Annotated in this window: 17 protein-coding genes and 2 pseudogenes; 9 read left to right on the top strand and 10 right to left on the bottom strand. The window is 61.9% G+C overall.

Annotation, left to right across the window (positions count from 1 at the left end):
• Window positions 1-34: 34 nt before the first annotated feature.
• Window positions 35-832, top strand: a complete 798-nt coding sequence (locus AC5RWD_RS08705) for a LacI family DNA-binding transcriptional regulator (protein ID WP_494019650.1) — start codon at window positions 35-37, stop codon at window positions 830-832.
• A gap of 340 nt (window positions 833-1,172) precedes the next feature.
• Here AC5RWD_RS08705 and AC5RWD_RS08710 read toward each other — a convergent pair whose 3' ends face one another.
• Together AC5RWD_RS08710 and AC5RWD_RS08715 are read right to left on the bottom strand one after the other, a co-directional pair.
• Window positions 1,173-2,093, bottom strand: coding sequence for a sugar phosphate isomerase/epimerase family protein (locus tag AC5RWD_RS08710; protein ID WP_494019631.1), 921 nt, complete (start codon window positions 2,091-2,093; stop codon window positions 1,173-1,175).
• Between the two features lie 31 nt (window positions 2,094-2,124).
• Entirely contained in the window at window positions 2,125-3,588 is a 1,464-nt protein-coding gene (locus AC5RWD_RS08715) for a sugar porter family MFS transporter (RefSeq protein WP_494019632.1), read from the bottom strand.
• 136 nt (window positions 3,589-3,724) lie between these two features.
• Between AC5RWD_RS08715 and AC5RWD_RS08720 the strand changes: the two genes are divergently transcribed.
• Both AC5RWD_RS08720 and AC5RWD_RS08725 read left to right on the top strand, forming a co-directional pair.
• On the top strand, window positions 3,725-4,543 hold the full coding sequence (locus AC5RWD_RS08720; protein ID WP_494019633.1) for a TIM barrel protein: 819 nt from the start codon (window positions 3,725-3,727) through the stop codon (window positions 4,541-4,543).
• Window positions 4,544-4,666: 123 nt separating this feature from the next.
• Window positions 4,667-5,767 (top strand): Gfo/Idh/MocA family oxidoreductase, encoded by a 1,101-nt coding sequence (locus AC5RWD_RS08725; protein ID WP_494019634.1) that lies wholly within the window; start codon window positions 4,667-4,669, stop codon window positions 5,765-5,767.
• A 449-nt stretch (window positions 5,768-6,216) separates the two neighbouring features.
• Here AC5RWD_RS08725 and AC5RWD_RS08730 read toward each other — a convergent pair whose 3' ends face one another.
• From AC5RWD_RS08730 to AC5RWD_RS08740, 3 genes are read right to left on the bottom strand one after another with little or no spacing between them, the layout of a single operon-like run.
• Window positions 6,217-7,602 (bottom strand): MFS transporter, encoded by a 1,386-nt coding sequence (locus AC5RWD_RS08730; protein ID WP_494019635.1) that lies wholly within the window; start codon window positions 7,600-7,602, stop codon window positions 6,217-6,219.
• A 55-nt stretch (window positions 7,603-7,657) separates the two neighbouring features.
• Window positions 7,658-8,128, bottom strand: a complete 471-nt coding sequence (locus AC5RWD_RS08735) for an RpiB/LacA/LacB family sugar-phosphate isomerase (RefSeq protein ID WP_494019636.1) — start codon at window positions 8,126-8,128, stop codon at window positions 7,658-7,660.
• A gap of 7 nt (window positions 8,129-8,135) precedes the next feature.
• Complete coding sequence (locus AC5RWD_RS08740) at window positions 8,136-9,083, bottom strand: ribokinase (RefSeq protein ID WP_494019637.1); 948 nt, start codon at window positions 9,081-9,083, stop codon at window positions 8,136-8,138.
• A gap of 229 nt (window positions 9,084-9,312) precedes the next feature.
• On the opposite strand from AC5RWD_RS08740, the gene AC5RWD_RS08745 reads away from it, so the two are divergent.
• The gene (locus AC5RWD_RS08745; protein WP_494019638.1) at window positions 9,313-10,362 is read left to right on the top strand and encodes a LacI family DNA-binding transcriptional regulator; all 1,050 of its coding nucleotides are present in this window, start codon (window positions 9,313-9,315) and stop codon (window positions 10,360-10,362) included.
• A gap of 459 nt (window positions 10,363-10,821) precedes the next feature.
• Here AC5RWD_RS08745 and AC5RWD_RS08750 read toward each other — a convergent pair whose 3' ends face one another.
• Together AC5RWD_RS08750 and AC5RWD_RS08755 are read right to left on the bottom strand one after the other, a co-directional pair.
• The gene (locus tag AC5RWD_RS08750) at window positions 10,822-11,019 is read right to left on the bottom strand and encodes a helix-hairpin-helix domain-containing protein (RefSeq protein ID WP_494019639.1); all 198 of its coding nucleotides are present in this window, start codon (window positions 11,017-11,019) and stop codon (window positions 10,822-10,824) included.
• Between the two features lie 1,257 nt (window positions 11,020-12,276).
• Entirely contained in the window at window positions 12,277-12,603 is a 327-nt protein-coding gene (locus tag AC5RWD_RS08755) for a hypothetical protein (RefSeq protein ID WP_494019640.1), read from the bottom strand.
• 223 nt (window positions 12,604-12,826) lie between these two features.
• Here AC5RWD_RS08755 and AC5RWD_RS08760 point away from each other — a divergent pair, with 223 nt between their 5' ends.
• The gene (locus tag AC5RWD_RS08760; RefSeq protein WP_494019641.1) at window positions 12,827-13,153 is read left to right on the top strand and encodes a histone-like nucleoid-structuring protein Lsr2; all 327 of its coding nucleotides are present in this window, start codon (window positions 12,827-12,829) and stop codon (window positions 13,151-13,153) included.
• A 785-nt stretch (window positions 13,154-13,938) separates the two neighbouring features.
• Here AC5RWD_RS08760 and AC5RWD_RS08765 read toward each other — a convergent pair.
• The gene (locus AC5RWD_RS08765) at window positions 13,939-14,676 is read right to left on the bottom strand and encodes an ANTAR domain-containing protein (RefSeq protein ID WP_494019642.1); all 738 of its coding nucleotides are present in this window, start codon (window positions 14,674-14,676) and stop codon (window positions 13,939-13,941) included.
• Window positions 14,677-15,063: 387 nt separating this feature from the next.
• Here AC5RWD_RS08765 and AC5RWD_RS08770 point away from each other — a divergent pair, with 387 nt between their 5' ends.
• From AC5RWD_RS08770 to AC5RWD_RS08780, 3 genes and pseudogenes are all read left to right on the top strand, one after another.
• Complete coding sequence (locus AC5RWD_RS08770) at window positions 15,064-15,738, top strand: GAF domain-containing protein (RefSeq protein WP_494019643.1); 675 nt, start codon at window positions 15,064-15,066, stop codon at window positions 15,736-15,738.
• Window positions 15,739-15,809: 71 nt separating this feature from the next.
• A pseudogene (locus AC5RWD_RS08775) lies at window positions 15,810-16,197 on the top strand (recombinase family protein).
• A gap of 548 nt (window positions 16,198-16,745) precedes the next feature.
• Window positions 16,746-17,018, top strand: coding sequence for a hypothetical protein (locus tag AC5RWD_RS08780; RefSeq protein ID WP_494019644.1), 273 nt, complete (start codon window positions 16,746-16,748; stop codon window positions 17,016-17,018).
• A 97-nt stretch (window positions 17,019-17,115) separates the two neighbouring features.
• Here AC5RWD_RS08780 and AC5RWD_RS08785 read toward each other — a convergent pair whose 3' ends face one another.
• Together AC5RWD_RS08785 and AC5RWD_RS08790 are read right to left on the bottom strand one after the other, a co-directional pair.
• Window positions 17,116-17,703, bottom strand: a complete 588-nt coding sequence (locus AC5RWD_RS08785; RefSeq protein ID WP_494019645.1) for a MarR family winged helix-turn-helix transcriptional regulator — start codon at window positions 17,701-17,703, stop codon at window positions 17,116-17,118.
• Between the two features lie 104 nt (window positions 17,704-17,807).
• Complete coding sequence (locus AC5RWD_RS08790) at window positions 17,808-18,650, bottom strand: DUF2382 domain-containing protein (protein ID WP_494019646.1); 843 nt, start codon at window positions 18,648-18,650, stop codon at window positions 17,808-17,810.
• A 252-nt stretch (window positions 18,651-18,902) separates the two neighbouring features.
• Here AC5RWD_RS08790 and AC5RWD_RS08795 point away from each other — a divergent pair.
• A pseudogene (locus AC5RWD_RS08795) lies at window positions 18,903-19,200 on the top strand (hypothetical protein); the annotation flags it as partial.

The following is a 19,200-nucleotide window of genomic DNA, read 5'->3' on the forward strand; positions in this document are numbered from 1 at the left end:
CCGACGGACTTTCCGCCTAGGCGTACTTTTTACCATGCACCAGCCGTTCGAGGTTGATTTGGTTGAAGCTCTCTTTGGGTCGGCGGAGAAACACGGTTTCTCGCTTATTTTGGGTCCCTTGTCGAAGGAACGGAGCGCCTCGAAAGTCGTTGCCGAGCTGCTGGGCCAACGAATCGAGGCACTTTTTGTCCTGGCCACCGAAGGAGGTGGCAGCCATGTGTCGGATCTTCCGGTGAACATTCCGGTCATCATGGTTGGTGGTCCGCGGAGCGTGGAATCTCATGACGATCTGCGGGTTGATGACGCCGCAGGTACGAGGATGCTGGTGGAGCACCTCATCGGGCTGGGGCACACCAGGATTGCTTACGTTAGCGGAGGTGAGGGGCCGGGGAGCGCCGTTCGCCGCAGCGCCTATGAGCAAGCGATGGCTGGTGCCGGTCTTGGACATCACATGGATGTGGTTGGAGGCGACTACTCGGAAGAGGGCGGCTCCAGGGCGGCGATTGAAATACTCAACCGAAAGCCTCTCCCGACCGCGATTATGGCTGCAAATGACCGGAGTGCCATGGGAGTCCTGGGAACCCTTGTGCGTCACGGGCTCCGGGTCCCGGAGGACATCTCGGTGGTCGGTTTTGATGACAGCACCCTCTCAAGCCTGCCTTACGTGCAGCTCACCACGGTTGGATTCAAACCGCGTGACCTCACCGACCGCGCCACAGCGGCTATGGTTCGGCGGCTAGAAGACCCCTCGGCCCCTTGGCTGGAACACAAAGAAACGCCACACCTTGTTGTGCGTACCAGCAGTGGCCCTCCCCGTGAAAGGGACCTTTAGACCCAAATCTAACCGGGGGTCGAAATGCGGGAGCCTCGAAATTGGCCCCCGCAGGAACTTTCCGGCTCACTGGAAAGTGCTCGGACAGAGTGGACCCTGCTGCGCCTGGATTCCCCGCCCGCATTACGGCTCGGTATTCGGATCTGCCGCGCAATTCCGGACGTTGCGTCTGACTTGCCTGCACCTGCTGCGTACACGGGCCGGCGGCTTTGGCTGCACCCTGCCGAACGTCGATGCAGCCAAAGCGCGCTTAGCCGGTCTTACCTGCCCTCTCGCGGCGTCACGGGGCGGCTACCGTTCGTTCCGGTTCCGCTCCCCTGCTCGCCGCTCGAAAGGTGAACTATCGACGCAGTGCCAGGTTGGAGCAGGAGATGATGTGCTTCCGGGTCCGCTCGGCAATGGGCAGGGGTGTTTCCAGCGAGGGCAGTGGGTACATGTCCTGCTCGACCACGGCAAAGATGTCCCTGCCCAGCTCCGAGACAGCTTCAAGGACCGGCCCGAAGTCCGGAATGCCGTTTGGCGGCTCGGTCATGATTCCCTGCGGGACGGCATCGGCGAAAGTAATTCCGTTCTTCAGCACGTCGAAGATCAAGTTTTGGTCCACCTGCTTAAGGTGCAGGTATCCGATCCGTTCAGGGTGGGTTTGGATCAGCCGCACGCTGTCGCCGCCGTAGTAGGCATAGTGGCCGGTGTCCAGGCAGATGCTCACGAATTCGGGATCAGTTTCTGCGATGAACCGCTCCAGTTCGCGGGTGCTTCCGATCTGGCTCTCGGCGTGCGAGTGGAACTGCTGGCTGAGTCCAAATTCCTCGCGGAGGGCACGTCCCAGCTGGTTGTGGAGTTCGCGGAGGTGATTCCACTGTTCTGCTCCTGGCGTCCGGAGAGCGGGGTTCTGGAACTCGGGTTCACCCCACATCTCCGGCAGCACCACTACATGCTCTGCCCCCAGCGCCGAGATGAGCTTGCCGATCTGCTGGGCCTCTTCCCATGCCGTCTTCCAGGCTTCCCCGGTGCCACGGTGGAAGGATGTGAACATCGTTCCGGCAGACAGACGGAGCCCTCTGGAACCAAGTTCGTCGGCGAGCTGGTTCGGATCGGTGGGCAAATAGCCGTAGGGGCCGAGTTCAATCCACTCGTAGCCGGCATCGCGTGCTTCGTCGAGGAATCTTTCCCACGGAGGCTGCTGGGGGTCGTTTGGGTACCAGACGCCCCAGGAATCGGGAGCTGTTCCGATGTGGACTGTGTTTTTGGTTTCGCTCATGGGAGCCTCCTGCCGTCTTGGTGCTTGCGTGTCAACGCGCGTTCTTGGCGTCGACTTTGTAGATTGCGCCGGTCATAACGTCTTCTTCGAGCTTCTCGAGGCTGCAGCCGCGGGTCTCAGGTACCTGCTTGTACACGAACACGAGGGCGATGGCGTTGAGGGCAGCAAAAAGGTAGAAGGAACCGGAGATGCCTATGGCGCCGATGATCGTCGGGAAGTACAGGCCCAGGAATGCGTTGGTGATCCAGAGCATGAACACAGATGCGCCCATCCCGAAGGCGCGCATCCGCAGCGGGAAGATCTCGGACAGGGTCACCCACGTGGCGACGTTCAGGAACAGCGACATCGAGCCCACGAAGGCGACGATCAGGAAGAGCAGGACGAACGGACGGGCAGGGTTACCTGCGGGCAGCAGCAGGGAGGCGGTTCCGATGAGGACGTGGCAGAGTGCCGTGAGGGCATAGCCAAGGATGAACGTCTTGCGGCGGCTGAAACGGTCGATCATACGAAGGGCAATGACTGCGGTGACGACCGCGATTACGCCCGGGGCGACGTTCGCGACAAGGGCTGCGTTCGCCGAGAACCCAGCGTCGATGAGTACGGTCTGCCCGTAGTACAGGATGGAATTGATGCCCGTCAGCTGTTGGAATACACCCAGGCCGATGCCGATGAGCAGAATCCGAAGCAGCCATTTGTTGGACAGGATGCCACGCCAGTTGAGGTGAAACTGCTCGCTTTCCTCTTTGGCAAGGAATTCAATTTCTGCGATTTCAGCTTCGGCGCGGCCGGCGGGACGCAGCGCCTGGAGGACCTTAAGTGCTTCCCGGTTGCGCCCCTTTTCCACCAGCCAGCGCGGTGACTCGGGCACGCGCAGCATGCCGATAAACAGCGCCGTGGCGGGAATGACTTCGATGGACAACATGACGCGCCAGATACCGGGGACCTCTCCCCAGGTATTGCCGATGATGGCGTTGATGATGAAGGCGGCAAGCTGGGCGGTTACGATCATCAGCTCGTTGCGTCCGGCAAGTGAGCCCCGGATCTCGTAGGGTGCGAGTTCGGCCAGGTAGACAGGCACGACGGTCGACGCGCCGCCCACGGCCAGGCCCAGGATGGCGCGGCCAATCACCATGACCGTGAAGTCGGGTGCGAAGACACAGACCAGGCCGCCGACGAAGAACAGGGATGACAGCAGCAGGATCGCCTTGCGCCGGCCCCAGGCATCGGAAAGCCGACCGCCGCTGATGGCTCCGACCGCGGCACCAAACAACAGTGAACTCGTTACGACTCCCTCCGTGAAGGCGTTGAGGTTGAGCTCAATGCTCATCGGGTGAAGGGCGCCGTTGAGTACGCTCGTGTCGTAACCGAAGAGCAAGCCCCCGAACGTCGCGATAAGGGCTACGATGCCCAGCCGCTTACGGTACGGGCCGGGCGTGAGGGGCGGGAGCGCCGAGCGCAATCCGCTGGTTGTCGCGGTGTGGTCGATAGTCGACACAACAGACTCCTTTGTCCTGACAATGAGTTTTGGAACACACTAGCACGTGACAATTAGCACGTGCTAGTCTTTTTCGACGAGGCAGGTCAGCGGTCGAAAGATGACCTCTGGCGGCCGGTAGCAATGGAGGTATCGCATGAGCGTGGCGCTCAACCCCAACGGGATCACACTGGCCGCTTCGGCGGAAATGTTGTTCACTGATCTGCCCTTCCTGGAAAGGGTAAGGAAGATCGACTCCCTGGGTTTCCAGGTGGAAATCTGGGACTGGACCGCGAAGGACCTGAAGGCGTTGGCCGCCTCTGGTGCGACTTTTTCGTCGATGACCGGCTACATCACCGGCGACCTTATCGACAAAGAGGGGGCCGATGAATTGGTCCGCACGGCAGAGCAGTCGCTCCAGGCGGCGGAGGTCCTGGACAGTCCCCGTCTGAATCTGCACGGTACCGGACTCGACGGCAAAGGCCTTCCCGTTAAGCCGCTCGAATCGACCAGCGGACCGGACTGGATCCGCGCAACCGCTACGCTCAAGCGGATCGCGGAGCTCGGCGAAAAGCACAACCGCGTCTTCACCCTCGAAAACCTGAACACCGCCGTGGATCACCCTGGAACGCCGTTTGCCAAGGCAGCGGAAACCATTGCGCTTGTCGAAGCCGTGGACAGCCCCTACCTGCGGCTGAATCTGGACCTGTATCACGCCCAAATCGGTGAAGGTAACCTGATCGACCTCGTTACCCGCGCACTGCCTCTGATCGGAGAGATTCAAGTCGCGGATGTGCCCGGCCGTTTCGAGCCAGGCACCGGCGAGATCGCCTACCCGGCAATTTCCCGTGCGCTCGGAGCCCTTGGCTACACCGGGATCGTCGCGCTGGAGGGCTGGGCGAAAGCTGACTCCCTCGTCGCCCTGGAAGCCTTCCGTCAGGCCTTTGCCGGCTCCGGCGTGGAGCTTTCCGTCTGACAACGCGGGCGGCTGCTCATCGGTCGCCTTGGGTGCCTACTCCGTTGGGCGCCCGGCCCAGGCCCGGCACCACAAACCAGAAAAGGCTGGATCACCCAGCCGACATTTTTGAAAGGACACCCCATGACGTACTTCACTGTCGAATCGGCCCGGCCACGGCCGGTCCAGGTTGGCCTCATCGGCGCCGGCTGGATGGGCGCATACCATGCCCGCAGCTTGGCCGAGAAGATCCCCGGAGCAGCCCTGGCAGCGATCGCGGACCCCGCGGTTGAACCCGCAACGAAACTCGCCGCCGAGCTCGGCGTTTCCCACGTGACCACGGACCCAGCTGACCTGCTGGCAGATCCCGACATCGACGCCGTCGTCATCGCGGGACCGGCGCGCTTCCACGCCCAGCTGTCAATCGACGCTGCCCGCGCCGGCAAGCACGTTTTCTGCGAAAAGCCCGGAGCGCTTACCCTCGAGGAACTGGCCCAGGTAGAGGAAGCCGCCGCTGCAGCGGGCGTCCACTGGCAAATCGGCTTCAACCGCCGCTACGCCGCCGACTTCCTGGCAAGCCGCCGTGACATCGAAGCCGGCGCCGTGGGTACCCCGCAACTGCTGCGCTCGGTCACCCGTGACCCCGGCAACGGAAGCATCCCGCACGCGGCACGGATCCCCCAGTGGACCATCTTCCTCGAAACCCTCATCCACGACTTTGATGCGCTCAACTGGTACAACCCCACAGCAGAGCCGGTGAGTGTCCACGTCACTGCAGACGCTCTCGTCGAACCCTCCTTCAAAGACGCAGGGTTCCTCGACACGGCTGTTGTCACGGTCCGTTACAGCAACGGCGCGATCGCTGTCGCCGAGGCGAACTTCTCCGCTCTCTACGGCTACGACGTACGCGGCGAGGTTTACGGCTCCGCCGGAATGGTCCAGGCCGGCCGGGCCACCGAAACGGCCGCCGTGCGCTACGGAGCGGACGGCCTCTCCGCTCAGACCCCCCGTCTGAACATCGAGCTGTTCGCTGACGCCTACCGTGACGAATTGGCTGACTTTGCAGAGCACGTCCGCAGCCGCCGTGACGGCGAAGCCGCCCCGGATGCCGGCATTCCGCTCACGCCAGGGCTCCCGGACGCCCGTCGCGCCCTTGCTATCGCACTTGCATGCATCGAGTCCGCCCAAAGTGGCTCAACGGTGGCCGTCGCGGGTGCAACAACTCAGACAGCACTCCACGCCTGACATTCAGCCGGGAGTCCCAAAGGGCTAAACGGGCTCAGTAACACCGGCCCTACCTGGCGGCATGGCACCAAGTGACCGTGCAGCCAGGGGTTCACTCTGATGCCGTGGTTTATGGCAAGGGCGTCAGGGATGAGGCTTTCAACTGTTGAATTCAGTAAATCGTCAATCCTGGCGGCGTCTGTCGTCGCGACATGGCGGATGGTGCGAATCGCGTGGAGCATTGCTCTTCCACAAAGTGAAATGCGCGTAGGGCGGGTGCTGCCTATAGCTCCTTCAACAAGGGCCGGCGGGGCTATTAGTTCTGCGTGAACACCCGTTCATGCAGTAAAAAGGCGGGAAAAGGAACTACTCGCTGCTTCTTCATATCCCGCAGGTTGCGCTGGCGAGCCAGCGGACTGACCTCGTCCTGGGTCGTCCGCTGGCTCTCACCTTACTGGCTAACTAACGCCCTAGCTGTGGTTGGTGTGGAATTGTTCTACGTTCTGGTTGGAAGCCTCTGTTGCTTCCTTATTGGCGGGGCCTGCGATTATCGAGTCCACTTCAGCTTTTTCTTTGGAGCCCCATGTTTCGCGCGTGGTCAGTACGCCGAGCAGCCCGATGACACCCACGAGGACGTACAGCGAGGCGCCGCCGGCCCATCCGAAGTTTGCTGCCAGGAGTACGGCGAGGAAGGGGGCGAGCCCTGAGATTGACGCTGCTACCTGGTAGCCGATGGAGGCGCCGGAGGTCCGTGTGTTGGTCCGGAAGAGTTCTGCGAACCAGGCGCCTTGCGTTCCAGTGAAGGTGGCGTGGATAATGCCGATGCCGATGACAAAGGCGAGCACTATGAGAACGGGGTTGCCGGTGTTGCTGAGCATGAACATCGGGAAGCCGAAGATGATCACGGCGATTGCGCCGCCCAGGTAGAGCTTGCGGCGGCCGATGTGGTCGGTCAGGCTGCCTGCGAGCAGGGTTACGGGGATCGCGATGAGGCTGGCGACCACGATGCCGGTGAGGCCTACGGCGCGGTCGGCTGGGTTGTTTTGGGTGATGTAGGAGAGCAGGAACGTTGCGGTGACGTAGTAGGCGCAGCTCTCGACGATGCGCAGTGAGATCACGCGCAGGATGTTGCGCCAGTCGTTTTTGATGACTGTTGCCAAGGGATTCTTCACGATCGCGCCGTGGTGCTTGGCATTGACGAATTCCGGGGATTCTTCGAGTTTCATCCGTACGACGAGCCCGACGACGATGAGGACGGCACTTGCCAGGAAGGGCAGCCGCCACGCCCAGTCGGTCTGCAGGGATGCGGAGAGCAGGAAGGCTGCATTGGCCAACGTGATGCCGAGCGGGTTGCCGGCCTGAGGGATTGCCGCGAAGCGCCCCCTCTTCTTCCAAGGCGCGTGCTCGAACGTCATCATGACTGCTCCGCCCCACTCTGCGCCGAAGGCCAGCCCCTGGATCATTCGGATGATGATGAGCAGGATGGGAGCGAGAACGCCGACTTGGTCGTAGGTGGGAAGGCAGCCAATGAGCACGGTGGCGATGCCCATGGTCAGGAGCGCTCCTACGAGCACGGGCTTGCGTCCGTGTTTATCACCCAGGTAGCCGCCGATGGCGCCACCCAGGGGTCGCATGAAGAAACCCACTGCGAGAGTGGCAAAGGCGAGCAGTGTCCCGACGACGGGGTCGGTGTTGGGGAAGAAGACCTTGCCGAAGTACAGTGCGGCAGCGGTGCCGTACGCGACGAAGTCGTAGTTCTCGACGCAGGTGCCGGCGGCGGACGCGATGGCCGTCTTGAATTTACCGGGGGACCCATGCGCGGCTTGCTGGGAGCGGTCGGAAAGTTGTGCCGTCATCGTGATATCTCCTTTGATATTTCCATTGTGTCTTTTGGGTTTGGGTGGTGCAGGGTTAGATTTCGTGCGCCAGCTTCCTGGCTCCCATGAGTTCGAGTTCCCGGAGTTTTGCTACCCGCCGTTTGGTGTCTTCGTCGTCGTCGAACTTCGCGACGAGGAAAGCCTCGAGGACTTCTTTGGCTGTGGCGCGACCGATGAGCCAGGCCCCCATGGAGATGACGTTCGCGTCGTCGTGCTCCACGGACTGATGCGCTGAGTAGACGTCGTGGCCCAACGCGCAACGTATGCCCGGGAGCTTGTTGGCTGCCATCACGGCCCCAACCCCTGTTCCGCAAACCAAGACGGCTTTGTCGGCTTCGCCGGTGAGGACAAGTTCGCAGGTGGCGCGGGTGATGTCAGGAAAGTCAACGGGCGACTCGTCGGGCGCGCCGCGGTCGATGACCTCGTGGCCGAGGCCTTCCAGGACTGAGCGGACGAAGTCCTTCAGCGGGAAGCCGGCGTGGTCATTTCCAAGAGCGATTTTCATGTGACTCCTAATGGTGGGAAAGGAAAGGGGCTGGCGATTTGGGGTCGTGGTCTTGCAGGGTTGGTAGTTCCCGGCGCCAGGGAATGGATTCCACGGCGCCGGGGCGGGTCACTGTGATTGATGCTGCGCGGCCGGCAATGGTCATCGCGGCAGGGAGTTCGCAGTCAGCAGTCAGGGATGCGGCGAGATATCCGACGAACGTATCGCCCGCGGCGGTCGTGTCCGCTACGGATACTTCAGGTGCCGGTATGTGGACATGCCGGCTGCCGAGGAAAGTGACGGCGCCTTGCGCTCCCGCGGTGCACAGCACTGCCGGCCCCAGGACGGGCGGGAGGATCTCCGTCAGGTCGGCGAGGTCGCCCGATGCATCGGCCAGACGGGCGAGGTCCTGGATTTCCTGCTCATTGACTACGAGCAGGTCAATGTCATCGAACAGCCCGTCAATCTCGTGTGGAGATGGAGCAGCGTTGAGGATGACGAAGGCGCCGCGGAGCTTGGCTACACGCGCGGCGTGCCGAACAATGTCCCGGGGAATTTCCAGCTGGAGAACCAGCACATCATTGGGGGTCAAAGCCGCCAGCCCCGCGTCTACATCGGCGAATGACAGTGCCGCGTTCGCACCGGGGCTGAGGATGACCTGGTTTTCACCCTGATCATCGACGGCGATGACTGCAGTGCCAGTGGAAGCGGAATCTGTCAGCTTCACGTGGCTGCCGTCGATGTTGGACTCGGCCAGCACCTGCAGGATGGCCGCCCCGTGGGCATCCTGACCAACACGCCCCACCAGCCTTACGGCGGCCCCCGCCCGGGCGGCCGCCACCGCCTGGTTGGCGCCCTTACCGCCCGGGCTGAACGTTGCGTCCGATCCTTGGATTGTTTCACCGGCCCGGGGAAAGGACGGGACCCGGATGGTCTGGTCGATGTTCAGGCTTCCGACCACGAAAACCGTGTTCATAGCGTTGCTCCTTGGTGGCTTCAGGCGATATACGACCAACAGCCTTGGAGGATGGGCCGTCGTTGATGGAAAGGTTTCCATGGAAAGGTTTCCAAGAGTATGCCGACACATGTTCTGGATGTCAACAGTGCCTTCTCGCCTGCGACCTTTTCGACGCGGCCAACTCCCTCTGGGCTCCTTGCCTTGGTTACCGCGTTCGGCTTAGTGTTGAAACGTTTCCACGAGAGGGGTGAGCCAGGTAGCTACCATCAAAGACGTCGCAGAGCGCGCAGGTGTTGCCCTGGGCACGGCTTCGCGCGTGTTGAGCGGCAGTAGCCAGACTTCGCAGGACTCCCGCACGCGGGTCCTGGCAGCAGCTGCCGAACTCAAGTACATAGCTAATGGGCCGGCCAGGTCGTTGCGTCGTTCGAAGACGGACGTCATCGGCCTTCTTGTGTCCGACATCCGCAATCCGTTTTTCTCTGAGCTTGCCCACGCCGCTGAGCAGGAAGCACGGAAGCATGGCTACACCGTGCTTCTCGCAAATGCCAATGAAGATGCCGCGCAAGCCGACGAGTACCTTCGAATCTTTGCCGCTCAACGCATTGACGGCCTTCTCTTGGCCCCTCAGGGAGGCCGGTCCCCCCAGCTGGATACTTTCCTAGCCTCCGGTCTTCCGGTTGTTCTGCTCAACAGAGAAATGGAGGGCGTTGACGCGCCGCTTTTTGCCACAGACAATGCCGGAGGCGTTGCCAGCGTCTTGAATTGGCTCCAAGCCAGGGGGCATCATGACGTGGCATTCGTTGGCGGACCGCAGTGGATCTCCACCGGATCCGAACGAAGGGCCGCGTACTTGGCTGGCCGTGAGGCGCACGGCATCAGCCTGGATGACCGATTGCTTGACGCCGGTGACTTCCTTGCTGATGGTTCTGAGGCGGCCATGTATCGCATTCTGGATCGGGGTGTCCTCCCGACAGCAGTTTTCGGAACGAACGGACCCACAACACTTGGCGCGATGCGCGCGCTGAGGCGAAGGCTCGGGCCAGAACACGCATCACGCATTGACGTTGTCTCTTTCGACGATCTTGATTGGTTCGAGTTCGCCGTTCCCGCCGTCAGCGGGGTCCGCAACGATGCTGCCGCCATCGGAAGGCTCGGGGTCCAGGGACTTCTGGACCTGCTGGCCGGCAGTACCGTTGCTTCCCAGCGAGTGCCTACCTCATTCGTTGACAGGGCAGGACCCCTCACCGGGCCGTTCGAACCCGGACAAGCGGGATCCAGCACGCTACCCGCGCGCTAACACCAAACCGGCAACGCGAAGCACGCACTCCGTCAGCGCCCTTACCCTCTCCGAAAGCCGTCGATCGGGCCTTTCCCCGCAGAACTCCTTCTGGTGTGCGTGCATATCCGATTTTTGCTGTTCGTGCCTCTGACGCACCAGATCGTCCGACTGGGCACACCCCAACCTGACATCAGATCGAAAGCCCAAGGTCTGTCAGACTAAGGTCAGATTCAGGCTTCTCTGACAAAGGCCAAATAATTTCTGAGACCTCACCCTGGCAGAAAGTGTGTCTCCCAAGCCGGCGCGGAGACCTGGATCCAGCGCGGGTTGCTGGACATGGCGACGGCACGCCTTCTCCCGCGCCGGCGATGATGTCGCCCTGTCTCGCGTCAACGTCTCACAATTCTCGCTTGAGATCGCCGGCGCTTCCTGGCGGGCAGCAGGGCGCCATAGCCGGACATCTGTGAGGAAGGGCGGCTAGGTCAGGGCGAGGCCGTGTTCTTGCAGGGCTTCCTCGATGATGCGGAGCGCTTTGGGCCCTACGCCATGTAGCTTTGAAAGTTTGGCGCGGGATACGCCGGCCAGCCCTCTGAGCGTGGTGTAGCCGGCGGCGTTCAAGGCGCCGGTGGCGGGAGCTCCTACCGCCGGAAGCGCGTCGAGTGTTGATGCTGTCATTCCAATACCGTACGGCTCCGGACCACCGTCGGCCACGGAAACCGCTCCCTCGAGGAGAACCAGAAGGTGTCCTTCGACGTCGGGCAAATCCCCACGGGCCTCCAGGCGCAGAACATCACCGCCCGATAGCCAAAGACCGGCCGCTCCCCCGAACGTTGCGCTGCCGGACAAGCCCCCCATGCGATGGAGGGCCCGGCAGGGCTCACCAGTCCGCGATGACCGCGCCTGCACAACGGGCGCCACCGCGGACCTCCCCGCCCGGGAAGCCAACCGAACGGGCTGGCCCTGAAGTCCGGCGCCGGTAGTGTCAAGGGCTCTGCTCCGCGGACCCCTTGGAGAGCTTGAGACAAGAGCCCTAAGAGTCATGCAGCCAGCAGTAAACCCTGCCATGAACTGTCGTGAAGGCAGAAACAGGCACAGATGGCACCGCTACTCCAGAAGGTCATGCGGTTCCACCCCCAGGCCGACCATGAATAAGCAGAACAATCCACCACAACCGAAAAGGAGGAGGAGCGGGATGAACAACCAACGTCGAGCAGAAGAAATTTTCCGCCGAACGTTCTCAGATCATGCTGTCCGGGCCAAGGATGCCCATGAACAGGTACCAAAGAGCAAACACACAAGCACAAGAACTAGACAAGGAGATCGCCGGCCACACCACCGGCCAGCAATGAAAAAGGCCCCCGAAGGGGCCTATAAGTGAACAAAATGTGCACACTCAGAGGCTCACAAGCCCCTGACAGGGAAAACACTGTGCCCGAGGTGGGACTCGAACCGGGTGCCATCCCTTGAAAACCCGCCACTCCCCCGAAAACATAGCCAATCCGGCCCGGTCCGAGGCCGGTACAACCGAATCCGAAGCCCCGGTGTGCACAATGTGCACACCCTCTTTTGTGGCCATTTTTGCTACTCAGCCCAGCGAAGTCCCGCCGCCCTTCACAGCGTGAGAGTCCCCCTCCATCGCAGGCCGTCATTCCGCCATGTTGCACCACATTCCCGGACTCAGCTGGAACCCAACGCACGAAATAGGCCGAGCAGGATGTGGCGGAGCAAGCCAAAGGCTGGGGACCAATGAGCATCATAGCGTTGCGACCTCCTCGAACATCTCATGGGCAGAGACAACAGAAGGGGCATGACCCGAAGCAAGCCCTATCGAGCACCGGACTGCCACAAGGCACCGCGCCTTCCAACATAACGAAAAGTCGATTATCGGCGTTCCAAAAGTGCCGGAAAAGCAGGGGAGCCGGACCCTCGCGGTCAGTGCACGAAGGCCGGAACGTGGGAGTCATTGAAGGGCTCGAACCAGTCCGCGAACTCCATCGGGGCGAGCCCGAGATGCAGGTTCAATTCAATGTGGTCTTCGAAGCCGTCCATCGCGTTCTGGTAGAGCATGTCACTGTCGGTGTCTTCGAGCAGCTGTTCTTCGAGCCGGCCGCGCCAGCCCTCGGCAAGGTCAAGCCCGTACTGGTCCTGGATGACTTCCACCTGGTCCAGCAGGCACAGGACGGCCACCTCCTGGGCCACGCAGGACGGGCGGGTCCAGCCGCGGAGCAGCGCACCGGCCATGTCTGCGGCAATGACCACAAACCGCTGGCAAACCGGACATCATATTTCTCCGCATGCCTGGGCGGTACGGCATTCCGCTATACCGGAATAGTTCGGGAAAGACAGTCAAAAGGCGCAGCAGTCACATTCTGCGTATCACTGCCCACGCAGCAGGTAATTCAGTTCCGGGGATCACCAAATTAGCCGCGAATGGGTTCCGCGCGGTTTATCCACTTGGTCAGCAGGGTGATAATCTGGACTTATGGCACGCAAAACAGTCGTTACTTTGGAAGATGATCTGGACGGATCTAAAGCGGACGAGACCGTGCAGTTCGCGCTCGACGGTGCCGAATATGAGATAGACCTCACCACCGCCCATGCAGACGAGCTTCGCCAGGTCCTGGGACGGTATATCAACGCCGCCCGGAAGACGTCAGGAGGACGGGGACGGGGCCGCCAGCCCCGCACGGCCGGGGTCGGTATAGACGCCAAGGCCATCCGCCTGTGGGCCGTTGATAACGGCCTGCAGGTCAATACGCGCGGGCGGATCCAGGCCGACATCGTTGAAAAATATGAGGCCGCTCACTAACACTTTCAAATTCACCAAATACACAAGGACTCACTGGCTGCCGATAGCAAGCACCCCGGCCCGCACCGCCGATTGCGTCAGATAATACTGACACCAATGCCACCCGAATTACACGGCAAGGCCGTTAAGGAATTCCAGAAGCAAACCGGTGTACCGCTATGATCAAAACCGACTTTTGATCGAGTGGACCATCTACTGTCCTCGCCCGAATCCGGACCCCCGCCGACCGGCGACATCGAGCTCACGAATCCGGAGTTAACCGAAAGGTCCAAAGAACGGTCGGCTGCCGGAAGTTCACAGCCACGAAGCGACAGTTCAGCGGTTGTTCTCGGACCAGCCCTGGCGAAGGACACCCAGGCGGTAACCCAACCAGAACGCCGGTGTCAGCAGGCCAGCAGCAATAAGCAAGTATCCAGCCCGAGCGCCGGTGTCCATCAGAACGGGCTGGTCGGATATGAAGGTCTTATCAGCCAGGGGCGCGTAGGCGAACCATCCGCACCAGCTTGGCTGGGGGCTGCTGAACCACCAAGGTCGGCGCCCAAGCCCAGTTGGTCGCACTAGCGTCTAAGGTGTCGACAAATGGATAGCCACGCGGGAAACATGTCCCTGCTCCCAGAGTCATGCTTGCCGCGCGATCAGGTTATTGCTCCAGGGACGTCAATCGACAAGTTGCGCGCGGGGAGCCTGACGTTATTCATGGATGCAGCTCTTTCCGGGGGGATGTGATGCAGCCTCCGGCGAGGCAGGCCTGGGTAGCAGGACTATGAAGTCGTCCCGAATGCCGTCTAACTCTCGAAGTGGGCTGCCGTTGTGCTGTTTCCGGAGAATTTGGTGACGATTTCTTCTGCGACGGCGTGAAGTTTCTGGTTACGCACGCTGGAGGCCCTCTTGAGGATGTCGAAAGCTTCGGCCTGGCTGCACCGGTTCTGAGCCATGATCATTCCGCAGGCCACAACAATGACGGTTCTGCTTTGCATTGCCGTTCTGAGGTCTTCGGCGAGTTGGTCCGCGCCCGCGATCCGGATAGCCAAACGCAGGATGCGGCTGGCCATGTCAGCAAACGCTTCCGCGTCAGCGATGGCATCGCGGGTGAACGCTCCAGTGACAGGAGCAAAGAAGTTCAGGACTGCGGCGGCCTGATCGCCCAGCGTGAGCGGGACCCCCAACGCGCTGCGGCACCCCGCCTGGAGAAGACTCTCGCTGTAGCGGGGCCAGCAGGGGTCGGAGGAGGCGTCGCTCAAGACGACGGGGTGCCCCACTTTGAGCGCCTCCACGCAAGGTCCTTCCCCCAATGTCTGTTCAATCCTGTCCAACAGCACGGCATCGTCGCTGCTGCCGGCAATGGTGGCACTGCGCCTGCGTCGGCGAAGGGTCACCGAGCACTCGATTCGCTCCCCCGTGGACCTGCTCAGCGCGCGTGCGGCGAACCCTGCCACGCCGTCCAAGACTCCTTTCAGGTCCTCGGACCCGGCGATCATATCGTGCAGCCGGTCGAAGTCTCCGTGCTGGCCGTGCTCCATCATCCCCCAAATCTAGAAGCACCACCCCGGCTAGACAACAAGTTGCCGGGGGCCCCAGTGCCTGCATTCCTCCCATCCAGCGCCCGGGCATGGAGCGTGGGGAACCATCCATGATCAACACTGAGGACCGGCACGCCCGCGCCGGCAGCGTCCCCGCCGTCGCAGGCTGAGGCACTCGCCCTTCCTGTCAAGACGCGGTAACGTAGAAGTAGTAAGTAAGCTGATGAAATTGGTTTTGAAGTCTATGCCGGAGCTTAGCCTCCGATCGGAGTTACCCCCGTGGAAGACTGGACACAGCGGAATCAAATTCTCGCCGCCCTGACCCGCCTCGATCTACGGGCCGCGGACCTCTGGCCGGCGTACTTTGGGCAGGGCGGAAACTGTTCCGAGGTGGAGATCGATGCGTACCTGAACGGCGCGCTGAGCCTGCCGGCCATGGATCAGGACCTCCTTGCATGCGCCGTCAACGATGTGTCAGAAGCTGCCGGTGGGCCAGCGCTCGTTCCCTCTTCATGGGATTCGGCTACGCCGGTCACGCCAGGACTTCCTGGTCATCCTGCAGCGGACCTGGGGGCCGCAGGGCGCTTCTTTCTTCCCCCAGAGCGCGCCGAGGCCGAACGCCTGTCAGCGCTGCTGGAGACCGGGCTGCTGGACAGCAGCCCTGAGCAACGATTTGACCGGATAGTCCGTGACGTTCGCGAGTTCTTTAGTGTCAGCATCGCAGCGGTTTCCCTGATCGCCGATAACAGGCAGTTCACCAAGTCGATCGTGGGAGCCGCGGCGCACGACGTGCCCAGGGATGTGGCCTTCTGCAATGAGACGGTCAGAACCAATGCCCTTTTGGTTGTTCCGGACGCACGAGCGGATGGCAGGTTCTCCGCCAATCCCTTTGTTCTGGGAGAGCCCCACATCCGCTTCTACGCTGGATTCCCCTTGCACGGACGCCTTGGCTGGAACATCGGAGCCCTCGACGTGATCGACCAGAAGCCGCGTGATTTCAGCACCCAGGACCAGCGGAAGCTGCGCGGGTTCGCCCGCAGAGTCCAACAGGAGATCGACGCCTGAACAGTGCAACTTAGCATCGCCGTCGGCATACGCGCCGGCGGCATCGTTCACCCGACGTTCATGTCAGCACGGTGGACCAGAACGTGAAACGCCAGCTCAAGGGCAACCTCGATGACCTGCGTGAAGTGGTCCAGACTCTCACCCGTAAGGGCGTGCGCGTGGAGTTCGTCAAGGAACAACTGCTCTTCACAGGGGAGGACTCCCCCATGGCCAACCTCATGTTCTCTGTCATGGGAGCCTTCGCTGAGTTCGAACGCTCCCTGATAAGGGAACGGCAGCGGGAAGGCATTGCTCTGGCCAAGCAGCGCGGCGCCTACCACGGGCGGCAAAGACCCTCACGCCAGAACGGGCGGCCGAGCTCGTTCAGCGTGCGGCGTCGCGAAATCTGTCCTCGCCAGCGATTACGGCATCAGCAGGGAAACGGTGTACCAGTACCTTCGCCAAGCCAAACTGGCGTGACGTCCTCCGCTGCTCACCCAGCCGCTGACGCAACAGCAATCACCGTGCATCTTCTCGATTCCTGCGGTCGCCCTCGTGGCCACAGCCCATCCCGTTCCGGGTGTGTACGGCCCCGATTTGCGAAGGTAAGGCTACTGACTATACGTTTGGTTCAGCACTTGCGCGGTGCCCCCAATACGCGGAAGTGTTCGGACCACCGAGAAGAACCCCGCGCAACTGACTCGTGCCGCGGGGTTCTTCTCTGCCATCGTCCCCTCACAGCTCGGACGTGCTGCGCCGGGCCACTCCCCCGCGATGCGGGACTCCCGCGGCCAGGCTGCGGCTGACGATGTCCCGCTGGGTCAGCGGCCTTTGGGTCCGCTTGTCCTCACACAAGATTGGCGGCGCGCCGTTCAGGTCTTTCATCTTCGGTGCAGACGGCCTTGGGCATTGCCACGATTGAGAAGCGCCGTTAGATTGATGGTCCGATTGGCGCATGGCTGGGTTTGGTGCTGATCGGTATGCATCCCCGATCAGGCTGTGCTAAACGCAGCCGGCAAGGACAGGTCATGAGCCCCACTCCCAAGCAGCCGATAACTGACGACAGCATCAAGGTCCGCCAGCTCAGCCACTACCAGTTCAGCTGGGTGGCAGGAGAAGCCGGTGCTCCCGGCACGTGGACCTTGCAGCTTGTCCTGGACGAAGGAGCCTGGGAGGAGGTGCTGACTCTTGATGCAGACGATGCTGACAACCTCCAGGATCTGCTCGCCACGGCGGGTACGGTTTTCTACGATGTCAGCAGGAGAACGCTGATGTTCGGCACAACCGCGGTCGGCCACTGACTCCAAGAAACCGTGCGTGGGTTGAGCCTGGCTGATGCACTTACTGCAGTTGCCTGCCGGCGCTGCTTGTGCTCTTTTTGTTTCCCGTTGCCAACCGCTACCGAATGTGGATGACTGATTGGTCGTCCTCTGGAGGTCCGGAGCGGGGGCGGCGGGTCAACATTGGGCTGTCTCCGCGCGCTGGAACTGCTCGGTGGTGCCCTCGGCCTGATGCCGGTCCAAGGTCGTGCAGGACGGCCGGAGAGGGGGTTGGCCGTGGTGGGATCTGCAGCGCGGTGACGAACCTGTCCAGCTGCTCCTGGAGGATGTGCCAGTCTTCGGCGTCCATTGATGGCGGGAAGGCCTCAATTTCCGCCTGACGGGCGGCTTCCAGTGCCGTCTTGCCGGCGGGTGTGAGCTGCACGTGGAGTTGGCGTCGGTCTCCCGGGTTTCGGGTCCTGGTGATGAACCCGCCTGTTTCCAACCGGGCGAGCACCCTGCCCAGGGTTTGGCTTTGGACGTGTACCTTTGCTGCGAGCTGCTCCTGGTTCAGCGGACGGGGAGCGAGTTCTTCGAGGGCGATGACAGCGGCACGGGTCAACCTCAGCGGCGCCAGCGCTTCGTCCTGACGGCGCTGGATCAGGCGGGCTGCCCTCATGAGCAAGCGGTAGGTGCCCTGCAGGTACGGTTCAATATCGCGTGTCACTAGTGAGGCCGTTCGTGGTCAGGGGCGTAGAGCAGGGAGCGCGAAAGCGAGTCAGGGCCAGGGCATTGCCCCAGCCCTGACTTACCGCTCGGAAACGGGTGTGATTACCGGCGGGTCTCGTCGATCCCGTCGGTTTCGATGCGCTCCTTGCGGACTTCCTCGTCCACGGTGACCTGGTCGGTCACGGTGTCCTTATCGAGGCGGACGCGTTCCACCGGAATGGTTTCCTTCTCGACGACGGGGCGCTCTTCGTGGAGGGTGACCTCGTGCTCCTCCTCGCTGATATCCGGTCCGGACAGGGCGGCACCGACATTGGCGTCGGTGATGGGCTCACGTTCGATCCGGACTTCTTCGCGCCGCACAGGAACGGTCCTGGTCACGTTCTCGGTGACGACGTACTTACGCAGCCTGGCCCTGCCGGTGGCCTGCCTTTCGGTGCCGACGTTCAGGCGCTCCTCCGAGCGGGTCATGGCGTCGTCCGTGGTCGGGCCTGAGGTGTCGCGTCCGACGGTTCCGCGGGCATCGTCCGTTACACGGTCGTCCGCGGCAGCGAACCCGCTGGCGGTCCCGGTCAAGGCATAGTCCGTGTCCCGGCCGGTCGTGGCCGTGTCGGTGTAGGCCTGGGTTCCGCCGCCGATGCCGTAGTGGTCATAGAGACGGTCTTCCTCGGAAGGATCCAGGTGGCCGTCAGTGTCCACGCGCGGCGCGTCCTTGACCTGGTCCTTGCTGTAAGGGACCACAATGTCGTCCCCTTCCAAGCGGGCGCCCTGGAGCGGAACGAAAGACTGCGAGCTACCGAACAGGCCTGTCTTGACTGTGACCCATGTGGGCTGGCCGTCAGCGTCATCGGCGTACACCTGACCGACCGAGCCGATCTTGTCCCCGTCGGAGGAAAGAACGTTTCCGTTGCGCTGAAGCAGATCGTCGATGTGTTCCTTGGTGAGCATGATGTCTCCTTGGATCTTGGGTTCTGGATCTCAATGCCTCCCTGCCGGACATTGCACCACACCACCATAAGCATGCTTACCGTTTCATTGGCAAGCATGCTTATTAATTTCCCGTCCGGCGCGATTGGTGGCGTCGTCGTCTTGCGCGGCGAATAGCAAGTGTGCTTACTATCGGGTTAGTAACCATGCTTACTGTTTTGTCGGACCGCTGGTTCCTGAGCGCCGTCTGACCTTCCATGAAAGAGAGCAACGATGACAGAGAACCAATTCCGGCAGGTACCGGATCCGTACCCGACTGAGCCGTACGGCACCGTTGGAGCCACCACGGAAGCGCCCGGAGGAACGCCGGCCTCGAAGAAGGACGTGGCGAAGGATGAGGCCGCGAACGTTGCCGGCGAGGCCAAAGGTGCCGCACAGAATGTCGCGGCGACCGCCAAGACCGAGGCGAAGAACGTCGCCTACGAGGCGAAGAACAGCGCCCGTGACCTGCTCCACCAGGCGAAGTCGGACCTGGCCAGCCAGGCCGGCACCCAGCAGACCAAGGCCGCCG

Source organism: Arthrobacter sp. CMU6 (assembly GCF_059090205.1).

Bases quoted from the DNA above. Each gene is read 5' to 3' on its own strand.
- AC5RWD_RS08705 (WP_494019650.1), top strand. From the start codon at position 35: ATGCACCAGCCGTTCGAGGTTGATTTGGTTGAAGCTCTCTTTGGGTCG.
- AC5RWD_RS08710 (WP_494019631.1), bottom strand. From the start codon at position 2,093: ATGAGCGAAACCAAAAACACAGTCCACATCGGAACAGCTCCCGATTCC.
- AC5RWD_RS08720 (WP_494019633.1), top strand. From the start codon at position 3,725: ATGAGCGTGGCGCTCAACCCCAACGGGATCACACTGGCCGCTTCGGCG.
- AC5RWD_RS08725 (WP_494019634.1), top strand. From the start codon at position 4,667: ATGACGTACTTCACTGTCGAATCGGCCCGGCCACGGCCGGTCCAGGTT.
- AC5RWD_RS08730 (WP_494019635.1), bottom strand. From the start codon at position 7,602: ATGACGGCACAACTTTCCGACCGCTCCCAGCAAGCCGCGCATGGGTCC.
- AC5RWD_RS08735 (WP_494019636.1), bottom strand. From the start codon at position 8,128: ATGAAAATCGCTCTTGGAAATGACCACGCCGGCTTCCCGCTGAAGGAC.
- AC5RWD_RS08740 (WP_494019637.1), bottom strand. From the start codon at position 9,083: ATGAACACGGTTTTCGTGGTCGGAAGCCTGAACATCGACCAGACCATC.
- AC5RWD_RS08750 (WP_494019639.1), bottom strand. From the start codon at position 11,019: ATGACAGCATCAACACTCGACGCGCTTCCGGCGGTAGGAGCTCCCGCC.
- AC5RWD_RS08760 (WP_494019641.1), top strand. From the start codon at position 12,827: ATGGCACGCAAAACAGTCGTTACTTTGGAAGATGATCTGGACGGATCT.
- AC5RWD_RS08765 (WP_494019642.1), bottom strand. From the start codon at position 14,676: ATGATGGAGCACGGCCAGCACGGAGACTTCGACCGGCTGCACGATATG.
- AC5RWD_RS08780 (WP_494019644.1), top strand. From the start codon at position 16,746: ATGAGCCCCACTCCCAAGCAGCCGATAACTGACGACAGCATCAAGGTC.
- AC5RWD_RS08790 (WP_494019646.1), bottom strand. From the start codon at position 18,650: ATGCTCACCAAGGAACACATCGACGATCTGCTTCAGCGCAACGGAAAC.